The 17,892-nt window shown below is 36.1% G+C and carries 9 protein-coding genes; 2 read left to right on the top strand and 7 right to left on the bottom strand.

The genetic code is table 11. From position 1 onward, the window contains the following. Nucleotides 1-3: 3 nt before the first annotated feature. Nucleotides 4-2,865 carry a SusC/RagA family TonB-linked outer membrane protein gene (locus tag BUA76_RS05890; protein ID WP_072883879.1) on the bottom strand — a complete coding sequence of 954 codons (2,862 nt, stop codon included), beginning with the start codon at nt 2,863-2,865 and terminating at the stop codon, nt 4-6. 582 nt (nt 2,866-3,447) lie between these two features. On the opposite strand from BUA76_RS05890, the gene BUA76_RS05885 reads away from it, so the two are divergent. Further along, the gene (locus tag BUA76_RS05885) at nt 3,448-5,364 is read left to right on the top strand and encodes a S8 family serine peptidase (protein WP_072883878.1); all 1,917 of its coding nucleotides are present in this window, start codon (nt 3,448-3,450) and stop codon (nt 5,362-5,364) included. Between the two features lie 573 nt (nt 5,365-5,937). Here the strand turns inward: BUA76_RS05885 and BUA76_RS05880 are convergent. The 6 genes from BUA76_RS05880 to rimP form a co-directional block, all read right to left on the bottom strand. Beyond that, entirely contained in the window at nt 5,938-6,747 is an 810-nt protein-coding gene (locus BUA76_RS05880; protein ID WP_072883877.1) for a hypothetical protein, read from the bottom strand. Between the two features lie 18 nt (nt 6,748-6,765). Beyond that, the gene (locus BUA76_RS05875) at nt 6,766-8,307 is read right to left on the bottom strand and encodes a RagB/SusD family nutrient uptake outer membrane protein (protein ID WP_072883876.1); all 1,542 of its coding nucleotides are present in this window, start codon (nt 8,305-8,307) and stop codon (nt 6,766-6,768) included. Between the two features lie 24 nt (nt 8,308-8,331). After that, the gene (locus BUA76_RS05870) at nt 8,332-11,205 is read right to left on the bottom strand and encodes a SusC/RagA family TonB-linked outer membrane protein (protein ID WP_072883875.1); all 2,874 of its coding nucleotides are present in this window, start codon (nt 11,203-11,205) and stop codon (nt 8,332-8,334) included. A gap of 304 nt (nt 11,206-11,509) precedes the next feature. Beyond that, nucleotides 11,510-14,521: a translation initiation factor IF-2 gene (gene infB, locus BUA76_RS05865; protein WP_072883874.1), complete on the bottom strand. Its 3,012-nt coding sequence runs from the start codon at nt 14,519-14,521 to the stop codon at nt 11,510-11,512. Nucleotides 14,522-14,599: 78 nt separating this feature from the next. Continuing rightward, nucleotides 14,600-15,835, bottom strand: a complete 1,236-nt coding sequence (gene nusA, locus BUA76_RS05860; protein WP_072883873.1) for a transcription termination factor NusA — start codon at nt 15,833-15,835, stop codon at nt 14,600-14,602. 15 nt (nt 15,836-15,850) lie between these two features. Beyond that, nucleotides 15,851-16,318, bottom strand: coding sequence for a ribosome assembly cofactor RimP (gene rimP / locus BUA76_RS05855; protein WP_072883872.1), 468 nt, complete (start codon nt 16,316-16,318; stop codon nt 15,851-15,853). Nucleotides 16,319-16,527: 209 nt separating this feature from the next. Between rimP and BUA76_RS05850 the strand changes: the two genes are divergently transcribed. Next, a complete protein-coding gene (locus BUA76_RS05850) occupies nt 16,528-17,850 on the top strand; it encodes a UDP-glucose dehydrogenase family protein (RefSeq protein WP_072883871.1) in 1,323 nt (440 codons plus the stop codon). Nucleotides 17,851-17,892 lie beyond the last annotated feature (42 nt).

Here is a 17,892-nt window from a genome sequence, read left to right as displayed (position 1 = left end):
TTTTTAAAATTCTACATCAATTCCAAATAAAAATGTTTTTACCTGAGGATAACTATATAAAGCAAAAGCCCCACTTATAAATGTTTGTCCAGCTCCAGTTTGAGACTCTGCAGAACCAATTGATACTTCAGGATCTCCTTCAAACTTAGTCCATGTCGCTAAATTTTGCCCAGTTATTGACAACCTTAATTTCTTAAGCGGATTATTTTCTCCTAAGAATTTTCTATCAAAAGTATATCCTATGGTTAAGTTTCTAAATCTGATATATGAACCATCCTGTAAAAATCTATCGGAAGTTTGAAGACCAGTTAAACCGTTAGGAGCAGCTCCAGGTTTTGGTAAATTTGCATTTGGATTTTCCGGAGTCCAGAAATCGATCGCATCTGTTCTAAGATTATTATTAGCTCCATTATTTGAATTCAGCATATTTAAAGCCATGTAATTGTATATATAATTTCCATACTTGAAATTAAAATCTGCATTTATATCAAAGTTTTTATATCTGAATGTTGTGCCGAAACCTCCATAACCTTTAGGTAAAGGTGATTTTCCGGACAAAGCAACCTGATCGGCCGGGCTGTAATTCTCTGTTATGTTTCCATTAATATCATAATATTGTTCGTTTCCATTTAAAGGGTTAACCCCTGCACTTCTTACAAGATAAAAAATAAATGGTTCTTCTCCTTCTTTCAACATATTGATAGTCCCTACAACCCTTTGACTTTCAAGATCCCCCCTCAGCTTGTTAAGTTTATAATCTAAAAGCGAAATATTTGCTCTTAAAGACCAATTGAGATCCGATGTCTTTATCACATCCCCATTTAAAGAAAATTCCCAACCTCTGTTTCTCATATCCCCTGCATTGATAGAAGTTGCATATCCTCCTCCTGAGTCTCCTACATTAGGTATTGATAATATAAAGTCCTTTTTACTATCTATAAAGTAGTCAACAGTACCACTTATCCTATTTTTCAATATCGAAAACTCTGCTCCATAATTTTGTGACTTTGTGACTTCCCATTTCAAATCGGGATTCCCTTGAGTAGTAGACGGTGATAATGTAGTAAAATTGTTTGGCGTATTCAACCCACCATAAGCCCCTCCTGATACTAAAGGTTGATTTATGAAAAGAGGAATATTATTATACCCTCTGGTTCCCCAAGAAGCTCTTAATTTAAAGTTATTGATATAGCTGTTATCTTTTAAAAAGTTTTCTCTTGTAATATTCCAAGCTACACTGGCAGACCAGAATACATCTGACCATACATTATTCGCACCAAATCTAGAATCCGCATCTCTTCTGGCTGATCCAGTTACAATATACTTTTTCATATAATCATAACTTGCCAAAATACCATATCCAAATAACCTTCTACCTCTACTAAATCCTGTTGCAGAAAAAGGCGTAGATGTGTTCGATACTTCTGATAAGCTTGGAGACGAAAAATTCCTTCCCACCGCATTCAATCTATCTAATTTAAAATTAACATATTCAGCAAGTGCAGTTGCTTCAACATTATGCACTTCACCGAAGGTTTTACTAAAAGTTAATAAATTTGTAAATGTATAATTAAAAGAATTCTCAAGTGTTTTTGAAGCTTGTCCACCAATTCCTAAGATCTGATCTAATACTGACCCTCTAAAAATCCTGTAATCATAAGTATTTGCATCAAAGACTCCGGAACCTTGTATTTTATATGCCAAGTATGGTAATATTTTATACTGGGCAAAAATATTAGCATCAATAATAACATCAGAGTTATACTCTGGATTATTCTTTAAGGCTTCCAATATAGGAAACCCCTGAAATGTGTTGTTAAAACTTCCATCAGGATTATAAACAGGCTCATAAGAATTATAACCATACATCGCTCTAAAAGGGTTCTGAACATTGTTTCTATCTCTAGGATCCTGTGTTCTTCTATACGATGCTCCTACTCCAACTCCAAAATCAAGTTTTTCATTTACCTGTCCGTTATACTTAAATCTACCAGAATATCTTCTGAAAGCATTCAAATACTGAACTATACCATTATCGTTATCATATGTTAATATTAAAGAGTAATTACTTTTATCATTACCCCCTCTGATACCAAGATTGTGGCTTTCAATAAATGACCTTCTAAGAATATCTCTTTGCCAATCGTGATCCAGGCTTAAAGCATCATTTATTTCCTGTTGATCAGGCCAAGAATAATAGCCGGCAACAGTTCCTAAAGCTGCAACTTTCTGCTCATAAGCGATTTTTTCTGCAGCATTCATCATGGTGAAATTTATATCTTTAATCTTTTCAGAAAAACCAAATTGAGCAGAGTAAAAAACAGTTGTTTTTCCTTTACCATTTTTGGTTGTAACAACTATAACCCCATTAGCCCCCTGCGATCCATATATAGCCGCTGATGCCGCATCTTTAAGTATCGTAATATCTTCAATATCACCAGGAGGTATTGAATTCAAAAGAAACTGTGCTGTATCATTATTTCCTACAACATTTCCATCAATAACAATTAAAGGTGAACTGGCACCTGACGTAGTAGTAACATTTCCTAACCCCCTTATATTAATATTAGCTCCAGACCCCGGTTTTCCTGAATAAGCTGTAATATCAACACCAGGACTTTTCCCTTGTAAAATATTTGCTACAGTAGTAATTGGAGAAAACCTTTCCAATGTTTCAGATTTAATACTTGAAACTGCAGAGGTAACAACATCCTTATTTTTTTTGGTATACCCTACAACAACAACCTCTTCAATATCTTTAACGTTGGTTGCTGTGTCTTTCTTTTGATTAGTTTTTTGCGCTAACATCTGCCCTCCCATAAAGAACAAAACACCAGCACTTAATACACGTAATTTCACATTCATATTAACAAATTTTAATATTTAATGGGACAAATATGTTAATAAATATTAAAATCACCAAACCAAAAACAACCATAATTCATTGAAAATCAATAATATAAATTAAGCAAAAGTTTACATTTAATTAATATTATCAACTCATAATTTTTTTTGAAAAAAATATTTGATACAAAAACCGTTTATGAATATATTTTTTTAGTTAGTAAAATTTTATTTAGAATTATTCTAAATTTTAAAAATTTTAAAAAATCAACTTACCTAAAACAGCACATCATAGATACTTTACAGCTCCTGAAATCATTGCTATATAAAAACTTTAGTTTACTATTTGTCGTATATACTGTTTATAGATGTATGCTTTGTTCGTCTGTTTATAGTAGAATTAATTTAGCATTGTATATTGAATGTATTTTAACATGGAGAATAATTTCATTTATGACCATAATATACATTTACCATGTATAACTGAAATAAATTGACATATTGATATCTATAAAAATAATATATGCGCACTTTTTTATAAAAATTGCAAATTAATTTCATAATTTATTATATATTAGCTCATTTAATTTAATTTCATAATCTATGAAAAGTAGAAAACTATTATTTGCTTGTGTATTTTCCACAGCATCGTTCTTTTTAGTACATGCTCAAAGTACAGAAGAACGAGAAAAAATTGCAACTTATTCTAATAAAGAGGCTAACGTCTTATTAGAGAAAAAAATAAAAGAGGAGAAAAGTCAGCGTGATCTTAGACTGTCAAGGTACTTAAGCCAGAATCCCGGAGTTTCAAAAAAAATCAGTCTGCCTAACAATGGAATCAAAGAACTGATTGATGTTTTACCAAATGGAGAATTCATTTACGCTCAAACAGATAATGCCGGTGCTGCTACAACAGCCAGAGCTACCAGGCTTTATAGCGGTGGAAGCCTTGGACTTAATATTCAGGGACAGAATATGATTGCCGCTGTTTGGGATGAAGGAAGTGCTAGAGCCACTCATCAAGAATTTATGGTAGGTGGAAATTCAAAACTCATAAATATGGACGGATCTTCTGTTTCATATCACGGCACCCATGTTACAGGGACAATTTGCGCACAAGGGATTGTTCCGGAAGTTCGTGGAATAGCATTCAATGCTTCAGTTCGTAATTATGATTGGAATAATGATATTGATGAAATGCTTTCCGAAGCATCCGGTGGTCTGCTCACGTCAAATCATTCATATGGTATGGGACCTTTAAGCAGTCTATGGTTCTTTGGAGCTTACGATTCACGGGCTCGAGCCTTTGATGAAATCTGTTTTAACAACCCTTATTACTTACCTGTTGTCTCAGCTGGAAACAGTCGAAATGCAACTACTGCTCCAGGTTCAACGCAGCTTGGACTAAAAGGGGGATATGATATGATTTTTGGCCATGGAAATGCAAAAAATGTTATGACCGTTGCAGCTGTTGGACAGGTAACAAATTATGTTGATGCAGGTAGTATCATTATGTCAACATTTAGCAGTTATGGACCATCAGATGATGGCAGAATAAAACCTGACATCTCTATGAAAGGGGTTAATGTAAGATCAACCCTACATACATCTGATACTTCCATAGGTATTGAATCAGGGACATCAATGGCTTCTCCCGGAGTTACAGGCGTGGTATTATTATTACAACAATATTATAACCAACTGTATTCAAGCTATATGAAATCTGCTACCGTAAAAGGACTGATCTTGCACACTGCAGACGAAGCAGGAGCATGGCCAGGGCCAGATTATGAGTACGGATGGGGCTTAATAAATGCGGAAAAGGCAGCCATTGCCATACGAGACAAAAACTCTACCACTTCTACAAAAAGTGTAATAGAAGAGCTTTCTCTAAATAATGGGGGCACTTATACCAAAAGCATCACAGCAAGTGGCACAGGGCCACTAAAGGTTTCCATATCCTGGACAGATCCTCAATCAACGTTGATTAATACCAATACTGTGGATCCAACTACAAAATACCTGGTAAATGACTTGGATATAAAAATCACTAAAGACGGTGTTACCTATTATCCTTGGAAAATGCAGGGGATGTCTGCACCTTCGGACGTTGCGACCAACAACGGTACTAATAACGCCGATAATTTCGAGAGAATTGATATTAACAATCCATCAGGAACCTATACCATTACGGTTACCCATAAAGGTAGTCTTGTGAATGGAAGCCAGAATTTTTCTTTAATTGCAACGGCACCTGCCCTTTCTACTTTAGGCACAGGAGAAATTAAAGAAGGTGAAAAAGTGAACTTTTATCCAAATCCGGCCAAAGATTACATTTACATCAATGAAAAGGAAAACAATATAATGGTAACTATCCATGATATATCCGGAAAAATTGTATCGAGATCTGCTTTGGTAAATAATAAGCTAAACATCAGCAGTTTAACAACCGGAAATTATATTGTGACGTATTCAACTAAGAGCGGCACAAAGAAAAGTTTCAAGTTTATAAAAGAATAAATATAATTTTTATATTTATAAAAGACTGCCTTCAGGGCGGTCTTTTTTGTTTTGAGAACCCCCCAATCAATAATTCGGCTACATACCACATACAGCTCCCAATAATGGATTCAGGATATTTATCAACCTAAACAATCAGCCATCATTAAAAGAATATAAAAACCCATACAATTAGACTGAATATCTTGATTCAGTTTTCATGAAGATTGATTAGAAAAGACGCAATATATTCTAAAAAAAGTAACTCGGATTAGCTTACAGCGATAGAAAAATTTCGGTAAAAACATTCAGCGGATAAAGACTAAGGTGATCATTTTAATATGTGTAATTTCAGCATATTGAAGAAAAATGCATCTACGGCTGTATGCAAAAATTACACAGATCCACATCATTCAATGAGATTGTGAGAAGCTATTAAACGATTATCTACATAATATAAGTTGAATACTCATAATTGAAATCAATCTATATAAACAGACGAAGAAAATACTTTCAAACAAAAAAAATCATTCCCGGACGAACCGGAAATGATTTTTAAATTATTTTATTTACCTAATTAATTAGGAAGAAATTTTATAATCCTGAAAATTTCTCTGTTTGGTTACCATAAGATCCAACTCCTTGGATATAGTAATTAATATACAATGTCATCTGTCTTGTACAAGGATTGAATGTAGAAACTTGTGTAGCATCAGTAGATGGTTTTGCGAATATATATCCGTTATACTGTGCAACAAAAGCTCCTGTATTCTGATCCGGAACGGAAACAACATAGGTAGTTGGGTTATAGTTTAGAACTAAATCGATTCCGAAATCCCAGAAATCTTTAACCAAAAGCTGGTTAGGCACTGCCGGATTTTCTACAATCTCATATGCTCCACCAGGTCCAGCATTCCACCATGTTGCCGTGTTTGAGAAATCTCCAACGAAATAAGAGATAGGGCAAGTTAATGAAACATTTAATGTGAATTCATTATTAAATGCTGCAATTGGAAGAGATGAAGACTCTAATCTGAAAACAGCTTTCTTACCGCTTTGAGTAGCTCCTGTTTCTAAAAGTTTAACAACGAATTTACCCATTGTTTCCCCGTTTGAAATCTCATCAGTTCCAGTTACAATCTGGAAATCTGTTCCTAATACTGCAGTTGATTTAGACTGATCAAATACTAGTTTTACCTGATGGCTTCCTTCAACACCTTTAAGAACCCCGTAGTTGATATCATAGTTCAATGAATTAGTCCCTGCTACTACGAAAGCATTTGAACTTGTCCCTTTATTAAACTGTACAAATGAATCTCCGTCATAGTACATCTCTTCTTCTTCTTTACAAGAAGCAAAAAGGACCGCTATAAAAAGAAATATTATTTTTGAAAGATTTTTCATAACATTATTATTTAAAGATTAATACCCAGGGTTTTGCTGAATAGATGGATTACCTAAAAGTTCAGCAGACGGGATAGGCAATGTAAATCTGTAGTCTGTGATATTTAAAGTAAGTGGAGTATTAGGATTGAAATCGTCATTAGGATTTCTATCAATACTTACACCTGCTTCACCTCCAAGTCTTTTTAAGTCAATATAACGGTGACCTTCAAAAGCAAGTTCTGCACGTCTTTCTGTTAAGATATCTCTAAGAGCATCCACCTTTGTAGCATATACCGGAAGTGGTGCAGTAGTATTAAATCTTCTTGCATCTCTCACCGCTTTGATGTAATTCGCAGCTGCTACATAACCTGTAGGTGTCTGTGCTTCACATTCAGCAAGGATGAAATACATTTCTGATAATCTGAACACTTTGATATCGTTTCTCAAAGGCGCGTTGGTTTTACCAGGATATTTGTCAATAATATAAACTCCTTGTGCAGGTACTGATGTAGGATCGATAAATGCATATCTTCTGATATCAGCTGAAGTTCCGGCAATTGCAGGGTTTGGTACATTCAGTACATTGAATAAATTTAATCCTACAGTCCATAGTGGAGAACCTGATAAGTTCGTAGTATTGGTAGTATAAATACCCGCAATATTTCCTCCTGTTCCGTTTACCGGTCTGCTTAATGTGAACAGGTTTTCTCCGTTATTAAGATCTGCCCACAATCTTCTGTAAGGGTTGGTAGGAGCGGCTGCATAAAATGCAGTATTCCAAGTTGCACTTCCAGGAGTACCTGATGGTACAGGAGTAGAAGGTGTTAATGTAACCCCTGAAGTTGACAATACATTTTGAGCATATTGCTTAGCCAATGTATAGTTCTTTCTGTATAAATACATTCTCGCTCTGATCGCGTTAACCAATGTTTTGCTTACAAAGAAAGGGAAATTGTGTGATGAAGGCGGAGCTAAATTAGCTTCAGCGAACTGTAAATCACTTTCAACAAAAGCCCAGATAGCACCATTGTTGCTTCTTGGTAACTGCTCCTGAATTGCAGGAACTCTGTCAATCAAAATTACCCCTGTAGCATTATTATCAGCCATATTTGGAGAAAAATAAGCCTCCAGGTTCAAATAAGCAAGTGCTCTTAATGTTCTTGCTTCTGCAAGGATGTTATTATACTGAGCCGTTTCTGAAGCAGCAGGAGTGATTTTCTGCGCAGCTTCTATTAAACGGTTTACTCTGTTGATGCTTGTATAATTTTGTTGCCAGATAGCTGTTGCATATCCGTCTCCCGGAGTCAATACATATCTGTAAAGTCCCTGGTCTTGCCCTGTATTACTAGGTCCTACTTTTAATTCGTCTGTAAAAACAGAAGAAAATTTAATCTGGTTGGTGATATCCACACTCGTATATACCGATCCCAGTAAATACTTTTCCAGATCTCCTGTAGTTTTAAAAACAGTCGCATCATTAAGCTCCCCTTCCTGTACAATGTCAATAGCATCGTTACATGATACTAAAACAGTGCAAGCGAAACATACTGTTAAAAATTTATAAAAAATATTTTTCATTTTAATTTTATTAATTACTGTTAATTAAAAGTCAATATTAGCTCCTAAAGAAACGGTTTTCATGTTAGGATAAACTGACGTTGAAGTTGCGAAAGTTGGTTCCGGATCAAATCCTTTCCATTTTGTAAGTGTTAACAAGTTTTCAGCCTGTAAGAATACTCTAACCCCTCTGATTCCGCTATTAGTAAACATTTCACTAGGAACTTTGTAGCCTAACACAACATTTTTCAATCTAACAAATGAAGCATCTTTAAGGAATCTGTCTGAGTTTCCGTTATAAGCAAAGTTTGTTGCAAATAAAGAAGGTACATTTGTATTGGTGTTTGTAGCTGTCCATGCATTCAATAGATCTCTGGATACGTTATATCCGTCAACAGTAGTTGCATCATATACATAGTCTAACTGGTTGTCATACTTGTATGCTCCCTGCTGATAAGAGAAGTGTACATCTAAAGTAAATCCTTTATAAGATGAATTTACACCGAACCCTCCGATCCATTTTGGTAAATAGTTTTTACCGGTTGCTCTTGCATCTCTGTTGATATCAGGAGTTTCAGTTACGTTCCCGTTGATATCTAAGAACAATAAGTTACCATTACTTTGGTTTACCCCTACGTAAGGAACCATATACCACTCGCTAAGTTGTCCTCCTACAACGTTTCTAATAGTTCCTGTAGTGTCATCTTTTAACAAATCAGTAAATTTACTCTTGTTATATGCAGTGTTAGCATATACTGACAATTTGAAATCTGAGTTTCTTAATAAATGATATTTTACACTGAATTCAACCCCTTCGTTTTGAAGTTTACCATTATTACCGTTGATAGAATATAAACTGGTGATCGCAGAAATATTAATTGGGTTGAAAAGCTTATCAGTCATTTTCTTATAGTAATCTACACTACCTTCCAATCTTCTGTTTAAGAACATGTAGTCTAAACCAACGTTGAACTGGCTGATTTCTTCCCACTGGATATCAGGGTTTGCAATTGTTCCTGTGTAGTATACCGCATTAACGTTGTTATATCCTAAACCAATTGTATTTGTATCTCTAACAAGGTTAGTTCCAACAAGTAATGGGTTTGATCCATAAGTAGCAGCAATTACGTTAGCATTACCGTTGGTACCGTAAGAAGCTCTTAACTTCAACATATCGATGTTAGAACCTTGCATGAAGTTTTCTTTATCAATATTCCAACGTCCTGCTACTGACCAGAAAGTCGCCCATTTGTTATCTCCTACGAAACGGTAGCTACCATCTCTTCTTACTGTTCCGGATACACCATACTTGCTTGCATAGTCATAATCGAAAGTACCAAAATAAGCCAAAGCTCCGGCAGTGATTTTAGAAGCACTGTTAGAAGGATTGTAAATATTTGGTGTTGCCGGGTTAAATGCTACCCATCCTGTACCTGCTCCGAATGACCAGTTTAGTGGGTTTAATCCGTTCTGACGTAAAGATGTTGCTTCATAGTGAACCTTCATGTAATCTAAATAAGCACCTACTTCAATCGTATGATCTCCAAATGCTTTTTTATAATTCAAATTGGTAATTGAACTGATCGTGAAGTCTGTTGATTTGATATTATCTTCAACCCCTCCGAATTCAGTACCGTTACTGTTTGCAACAACTAATGCCAGGTAAGACCAAGGTGCTCTTGCGAAAATTCTCTGGTTATATTTGTAATCAACCCCTGTTCTGTTACTAACTGTTAAATCATCAGTTAATTTATAAGATACTGAAGCGTTGGTTATAATACTGGTCTCTGTAAGTTTATTCGGAAGTGTCCCTTTCAAGATATCCTGTAAAACGTATACGTTGTTACCATTACTGAAATCTGACCCGATACCATTTAAAAGTTCCTGACCATTGGCATAAAGACCCGGTGCTAACGTTGGTAGTCCTACGATAGAACCTAATAATGGGTTCTGGATTACGTTAGAAACAATATCAGTTCTTGTTTCTTCTTCCAACTGATGTCTTCTTGAATATCCTAAACCAATATTTACTGAGTAGTTAAATCTGTTATCTTTTGATTTACCCATCAAGTTGTTTCTTAATGTAAATCTTTGGAAATCAGTTGTAGGCACAATACCATCCTGCTGCATGTATCCAACAGAGGTATAGTTGCTTAGGTTTTGTCCTCCTGCAGAGATCTGAACGTCATGACTCTGAGTAATACCTGTTCTGAAGAACTGCTTTCTCCAGTTGGTGTTGACTCCGTAATTAGCAATCTCTTGAGGCGTCATACCGGCACCCATTCCGATTCCTGCACGATTCTGAATCGTTAGCAACTCCTGAGAGCTTGCCATATCGTATTTTGTTTGCGGCAGGAAGCTTGTTCCAATTGTTGTATTATATGAAATATCGAATCTGCTTCCGTATCTTCCTCTTTTAGTATTGATAATAACTACCCCATTCGCACCTCTGTTACCATAGATTGATGTTGCAGCAGCATCTTTAAGAACAGAAGAACTCTCAATATCATTAGGATTTAAGTTACGGAATTGAGTTGCATTGGAAATCATACCATCAATAACATATAATGGATCAGATTGAGATGTAATAGAACTTACCCCTCTAATAATAAGATCCATTTTTGCAGAACCCGGAGATCCTGAAGTAGAGCTTACACTAAGACCAGCAACCTCCCCCTGCATTGATTGTAGAAAAGAAACATTGGGTCTGTTTTCCAATCTTTCTCCAGAAATCGTTACCGTAGCGGTTGAGTTTAGCGGTTTAGTTTGTGTTTTACTATACCCTAATACTACTACTTCTTCAATATCCGAAGTCTTTGGAACAGTATCAGTTACCTTTTTGGTTGATTGTGCCATTGTTAGTTGTCCTCCTATGAAGAACAATACTCCTGCACTTAGCACTTTTAGTTTACCATTCATTATTAACAATATTTATATTATGGTTGCAAATATGTTAATAAATTTTAACAACTGCAATATTTTAATATTTAATATTTTTTTTAAATATCTTTACATATATCGCAAAGATAACAACTTATTAACATAAATGATAATAATACATAATTGATTACTAATTAAAAATAAATGAACATTATTATAATGAAATTTAACATAACGGGGATAAGGGAAATAAAATTATTTAGAATTATTCTAAATTTTATTTTGCATAAAAAAAGACCCGCTCTTTTTCAAAAGCGGGCTTTTTATCTCTATCAGGTGATTTTTATTTTAGCTTCTTTTTAACAGCTACTTCTTCGTAAACTTCCAGAATATCACCAGTTTCTATGTCATTATATCCTTTAAGATTTAATCCACATTCATAACCTTTTGTGACTTCTTTAACATCATCTTTGAAACGTTTTAAACTTTCAAGTTCACCGTCAAATTTCACAATACCGTCTCTTAGTAAACGTACTTTGGATTGTCGTGTAACTTTTCCTGTAAGAACCATACAACCTGCAATAGTTCCCACTTTGGAAATTTTGAATACTTCACGGATTTCAACATTACCGATTACCTGTTCCTGAATTTCAGGAGAAAGCATTCCTTCCATCGCTTCTTTTACCTCATCGATTGCTTTATAGATTACAGAATATGTTCTGATTTCGATTTCCTCTCTGTCTGCAAGATCTTTGGCATTAGCACCGGCTCTTACATTGAATCCGATAATAATCGCATCAGACGCTGCCGCCAGGTTAATATCAGATTCTGTGATCTGACCAACTCCTGAGTGAAGAATTTTAACACTGATTTCTTCTGTAGATAATCTTTGTAACTGATCAGAAAGTGCTTCTACCGAACCGTCAACGTCACCTTTCAGGATAATGTTCAATTCTTTGAACTCTCCTAAAGCAATACGTCTGCCCAATTCCTCAAGTGTTGTGTGCTTTTTAGTTCTGATTGAAAGTTCTCTCTGTAGTTGTTCTCTCTTATTGGCAATGGCCTTACCTTCACTTTCATCTGCATAAACCCGGAATTTATCACCTGCTGTAGGCGCTCCATCCAGACCTAAAATAGTTGCAGGAATTGAAGGTCCTGCTTCAGAAAGGTTTTTCCCTCTTTCATCAAGCAGAGCTTTAACTTTACCGTGATTTTTACCTGCTACTACATAATCTCCGACTCTCAAAGTTCCGGTTTGCACCAACATTGTCGCCACATAACCTCTGCCTTTATCGAGAGAAGCTTCAATAACAACTCCGTTTGCTGAACGATCAGGATTTGCTTTTAGTTCAAGTAATTCGGCCTGTAATAAAACTTTCTCAAGCAATACATCTACATTATTACCAAATTTAGCCGAGATTTCCTGCGCCTGAACATTTCCACCCCACTCTTCTACCAGGATATTCATCCCGGAAAGTTGTTGACGGATATTATCAGGATTTGCATTCGGTTTATCAACTTTGTTGATGGCAATAATCATCGGTACCCCTGCAGCCTGTGCGTGGGAGATTGCTTCTTTTGTCTGAGGCATTACATCATCATCAGCAGCAATTACGATAATAGCAATATCGGTAACCTGAGCACCTCTCGCCCTCATTGCCGTAAAGGCTTCGTGACCAGGTGTATCTAAGAATGTAATTCTTTGTCCGTTTTCCAATTTCACATTATATGCACCGATATGCTGCGTAATTCCTCCGGATTCACCGGCGATTACGTTCGTCTTTCTGATATAGTCAAGTAACGATGTTTTACCGTGGTCCACGTGACCCATTACGGTTACGATCGGAGCTCTTGGAAGAAGATCTTCCTCAGAGTCGATTTCTTCTTCTGCATCAGATTCTCCAAGATCAGCATCGGAGAATTCAATTTTATAACCGAATTCGTCTGCTACTAATAATAAGGTATCTGCTTCCAGTCTCTGGTTCATAGTAACCATTACTCCTAATGAGAAACATGCAGAGATTACTTCTGTAGGAGACACATTCATTAAACTTGCCAATTCACCAACCGTGATGAATTCTGTTACCTTTAATGTTCTGTCTGCCGCATCGATTTCCTGCTGACGTTCGTCCTGTTCTCTACGGAAATTTCTTTTGTCTTTTCTGTGTTTTGCAGATTTGGATTTACCCCCTTTATTGGTTAATTTTTCAAGGGTTTCCTTGATCTGGTTTTTTACTTGTTCATCAGTCAATTCAACAGGCATTGTTCTTTGACCCGGTCTGTTTCCGCCTTGTCCGCCTCTATTGAATCCACCTCTGTTTCCGCCCTGACCTCCTTGCCCTTGAGGACGGTTTTGACCACCTTGATTATTGTTTCCAAAACGATTTCCACCTTGTCCGCCCTGACCTTGAGGACGGTTTCCTTGTCCGCCACCCTGGTTATTGTTTCCAAAACGGTTACCGCCTTGTCCGCCCTGACCCTGATTACGGTTTCCACCTTGACCTTGGCCCTGACCTTGTGGACGGTTTCCTTGACCCTGGTTATTACCTCCCTGCTGATTATTGTTTCCACCTTGTGGGTTTTGTCCCGGCTTTTCAATTCTCTTTCTCTTCTTTTTAGCACCTGCGCCCTGTTTAGGAGCAAACTGCGTTAAGTCGATTTTTTCCCCAACAATTTTGGGCCCGTCAAGCTTCTGATAAACGGTTTCAATTTTCTGAGGCTCCTGTTGATCATCCTCCTGTTTTGGAGTTTCCACTTTCGTTTCCGCAGGCTTCGGAGCAATTTCTTCAGCTGGCTTAGGCGTTTCTTTTACAGCTTCAGGTGCTTTCTCCACAGGTCTTTCCTCTTCTTTTTTATCTTCTGTTTTTGGTTTGTCTTTTTTCACGGGTCTGTTTCGGGACTCGATCTGAGACAAATCTATTTTATCCAGAACTTTGAATTCCTGTTTTTCAGGGGTTGCTTTTACTTCAGGAGCAACTTCTTTTTTCTCTTCAGCCACAGGTTCCGGCTTTGGAGCAGGAGTTTCTTCCACTTCAGGTTTTTTAGCCTCTAGGTCTATTTTCCCTAAAATTTTAGTTTCCGGTTTATTAGCTTTAGCTCTTATTACTTCAGGGGTTTTCTTTTCTTCAATTTCCAGTTTTTCTTCCGGAACTTTTGTGATCACCACCTCATGGGAAGCCTTTCGCTGTTCGCCGTCCTTGGCAAACTCAGCCTCCAATGCAGAATATGCCGCTTCTTCTAATTGAGCGTTAGGATTGCTTTCAACCTCAATGCCTTTTGACTGTAAAAATTCTACTAATCTGGACATGGAAATGTTGAATTCCTTAACCGCTTTATTTAATCTAATTTTTGGCATCTATATTATTTACTGTTTTTTAATTCTTAAAATTAAAGTATTTCTTTTTTACTGTTTATTAAAATTTATTTACAAATCTTAATCTTCGAATTCTTCTCTCAGAATACGCTTCACTTCTTCAATGGTTTCCTCTTCAAGATCTACCATATTCAATAAACTTTCGGTTTCTTTATCCAAAACAGATTTTGCAGTTGTAAGACCTACTTTATTGAACTCATCAATAATCCACTGATCGATATCATCATTGAATTCTTTCAGTTCAACATCATCATCTTCGCTGGCTTCTCTGTGTACATCGATCTCATAACCTGTCAACCAAGAAGCAAGTCTGATATTCTGGCCCTGTTTTCCGATTACTTTGGAAATCTCTTCAACCGGAGTGTATACCAATGCATACTGTTGTTCTTCGTTGATATCAATTTTATTAATGGTAACATTTCCTAAAGCTCTCTTCACCAAAATTTCAGGGTTTTTAGACCACTGGATTACATCGATGTTTTCATTTCTCAATTCTCTTACCACACCGTGAATTCTTGACCCCTTCACTCCTACACAAGCTCCTACCGGATCAATTCTGTCGTCGTAAGCATCTACTGCAATCTTAGCCTTCTCACCAGGAATTCTCACTACTTTTTTCAAAATAATTGTTCCATCCTGGATTTCAGGAATTTCCAGCTCCAATAATTTCTCAAGGAATTTAGGTGCAGTTCTGGAAATAATAATCTGTGGTTTTGAACCTTTGAAATCTACTGTTTCTACAATAGCTCTGATATTTTCTCCTTTTTTAAAGAAGTCTGAAGGAATCTGATTTTCTTTAGGAAGAATAAATTCATTTCCTTCATCATCAAGCAGAATTACGTGCTTGTGACGAATATGGTGAATTTCTCCTACAACAATCTCCCCGATTCTGTCTTTAAACTGCTCATACAACATAGCATTGTTGTGCTCCTGCAATTTCGTAGCCAAAATCTGCTTCAGGGTAAGAATATTTCTTCTTCCCAGCTGTGCAACAGGAATTTCCATAGTAAAATCTTCTCCTACTTCAAAGGTTGGATCAATCTTTTTAGCCTCGGAAATTTCTATTTCAAGATCATCGTCTTCAGACATTTCGTCTTCTACAATGGTTTTATTTAAAAATATCTGAAAATCTCCTTTGTCAGGGTTTACAATCACATCAAAATGATCATCTGAATCGTATCTCTTTCTTAAAAGAGTTTTCAGTGAATCTTCAATAATTGCCATAAGATCAATCTTACTGATTCCCTTTTCGTCTTTAAAATCACCAAAGGATTCAATCAACGCTATATTGTCCATGTATTCTTTTTTCTTTTAAAATTTAATTGTTACTAATGCTTTTTTAATGTCAGAGTACGGAATTTCCTTTTCCTCCTCCACATCTACTTTACCTTTACCAATATCTTTTGGTTTGCGATACCTTAGGATAAGTTTAATCTTTTCTTCGTCTGCTTTCGCCAGCTCCCCTTCAATTTTTGAAGAGTCATTCATTAAAACTTCAATCTCTCTTCCGATATTTTTAGCAAACTGTCTTTGAGTGGCAAGAGGCTCGCTCAAACCCGCAGACATTACCTGAAGACTGAAATCATGCTCTTCACGATCCATATTGAATTCTATGGCACGGCTTGCATCAAGACAATCCTGAAGAGACACCCCGTTATCACCATCCAAAATCACTGTAATGTCATCTCCGGCAGAAATCTTCAGATCTATAAGGAATAAATCTTTTCTGGTCTCCAGAAAATCATTTAATAATTCTTCAATTTTTTTTCTAAACTCCATATGTTATTTAAAATGATGATTTATCGTACGAAAAAAGGCTTTCTTCCGAAGGCCTTCCCATGTTTTTCCGTAAATCCAATGCAAATATACGAATATTTCTCGGAAATGCAAAATATCTTAGTATCAATACAATAAGTTAATTATTATTTAAAATATTACCATGATGGTATTTTTATTACTTTTGTACTAATTTTAAAAATTCATTTACTTTGAATATTACTATTGTAGGAACAGGTTATGTAGGATTAGTCACAGGAACGACTTTAGCAGAACTTGGAAATTCAGTATACTGTGTAGATATTGATGAAAAAAAAGTTGAGGGGATGAAAAACGGCATAGTTCCCATTTATGAGCCGAATCTTGAGGAGATGTTTCTAAGAAATATCCAGTCTGAAAGATTATTTTTCACAACCGATTTAAAAGAAGCATTAGATAAAAGCGAAGTTATATATCTCGCTTTACCGACCCCGCCGGGAGAAGACGGATCTGCAGACCTTTCTTATGTTCTGAAGGTTGCTAGCGATATCGGAGAGATGATGACCGATTATAAAGTTATCGTCAATAAAAGTACTGTTCCTGTAGGTACAGCCGACAAAGTAAGGGAAGTCATTGAATCCAAAACAACAATTCCTTTTGATGTGGTTTCAAATCCCGAATTCCTGAGAGAAGGTTTTGCCGTTGAAGATTCTATGAATCCTTCAAGAGTGGTGGTAGGTTCCAGTTCGGAAAAAGCAAAAGACATTATGGCAAAAATCTATCAGCCATTTACCAATACCGGGATTCCTATTATATTTATGGATGAAAAATCGTCTGAGCTTACAAAATATGCGGCCAATTCATTTCTTGCCGTAAAAATCACCTTCATGAATGAAATTGCCAACTACTGTGAAAAAGTAGGAGCAGATGTAGATAAAGTTCGTCTGGGAATGGGAAGTGATGACAGAATAGGCCACAGGTTTCTGTTTCCGGGAATCGGGTATGGTGGCAGCTGTTTCCCAAAAGATGTAAAGGCTTTGATAAAATCAGGAAAAAATGAAGAATTTGATTTTCAGATCCTGGAAGCAACTGAAAAAGTGAATGCCGCTCAAAAAGTAATTCTTGTAGGTGAAATTGAAAAGTATTTCGGCGGAAGTATTGAAGGAAAAACAATTGCGATGTGGGGATTGGCTTTTAAAGCAAATACCGATGACATCCGCGAGGCATCATCCCTTGATAATATTTCTATTTTATTGCAAAAAGGCGCAAAAATTATTGCGTATGACTCCGTTGCAGAAAATAATGTAAGAAAACTTCTGGGGGATAAAATTCATTTTGCCAAAACCATGTATGAGGCAGTAGAAAATGCAGATGCCTTATTCATCGCAACTGAATGGCCGGAATTCAAAAATCCTAATTTTGAACTGATGGCTAAAAAAATGAAAAACAAAGCTGTTTTTGATGGAAGAAATATGTATCCTCTGGAAATTCCAGAGCAAAACGGATTCTATTATAAAAGCATTGGCAGAAGAACCATTGAACAAAATTTAACTTAAAAGTAAATGCCAAAAGCCAAAAGCCGATGGCCAATAGCACAT

The organism is Chryseobacterium takakiae (assembly GCF_900129385.1).
Taxonomy (GTDB): domain Bacteria; phylum Bacteroidota; class Bacteroidia; order Flavobacteriales; family Weeksellaceae; genus Chryseobacterium; species Chryseobacterium takakiae.
The sequence above is the reverse complement of the archived record's forward strand: the minus strand, read 5'-3'. Positions and strand labels throughout refer to the sequence as shown.

Coding starts and splice junctions, on each gene's coding strand:
- rimP (WP_072883872.1), bottom strand. CDS start 16,318: ATGGAGTTTAGAAAAAAAATTGAAGAATTATTAAATGATTTTCTGGAG.
- nusA (WP_072883873.1), bottom strand. CDS start 15,835: ATGGACAATATAGCGTTGATTGAATCCTTTGGTGATTTTAAAGACGAA.
- BUA76_RS05870 (WP_072883875.1), bottom strand. CDS start 11,205: ATGAATGGTAAACTAAAAGTGCTAAGTGCAGGAGTATTGTTCTTCATA.
- infB (WP_072883874.1), bottom strand. CDS start 14,521: ATGCCAAAAATTAGATTAAATAAAGCGGTTAAGGAATTCAACATTTCC.
- BUA76_RS05880 (WP_072883877.1), bottom strand. CDS start 6,747: ATGAAAAATCTTTCAAAAATAATATTTCTTTTTATAGCGGTCCTTTTT.
- BUA76_RS05885 (WP_072883878.1), top strand. CDS start 3,448: ATGAAAAGTAGAAAACTATTATTTGCTTGTGTATTTTCCACAGCATCG.
- BUA76_RS05875 (WP_072883876.1), bottom strand. CDS start 8,307: ATGAAAAATATTTTTTATAAATTTTTAACAGTATGTTTCGCTTGCACT.
- BUA76_RS05890 (WP_072883879.1), bottom strand. CDS start 2,865: ATGAATGTGAAATTACGTGTATTAAGTGCTGGTGTTTTGTTCTTTATG.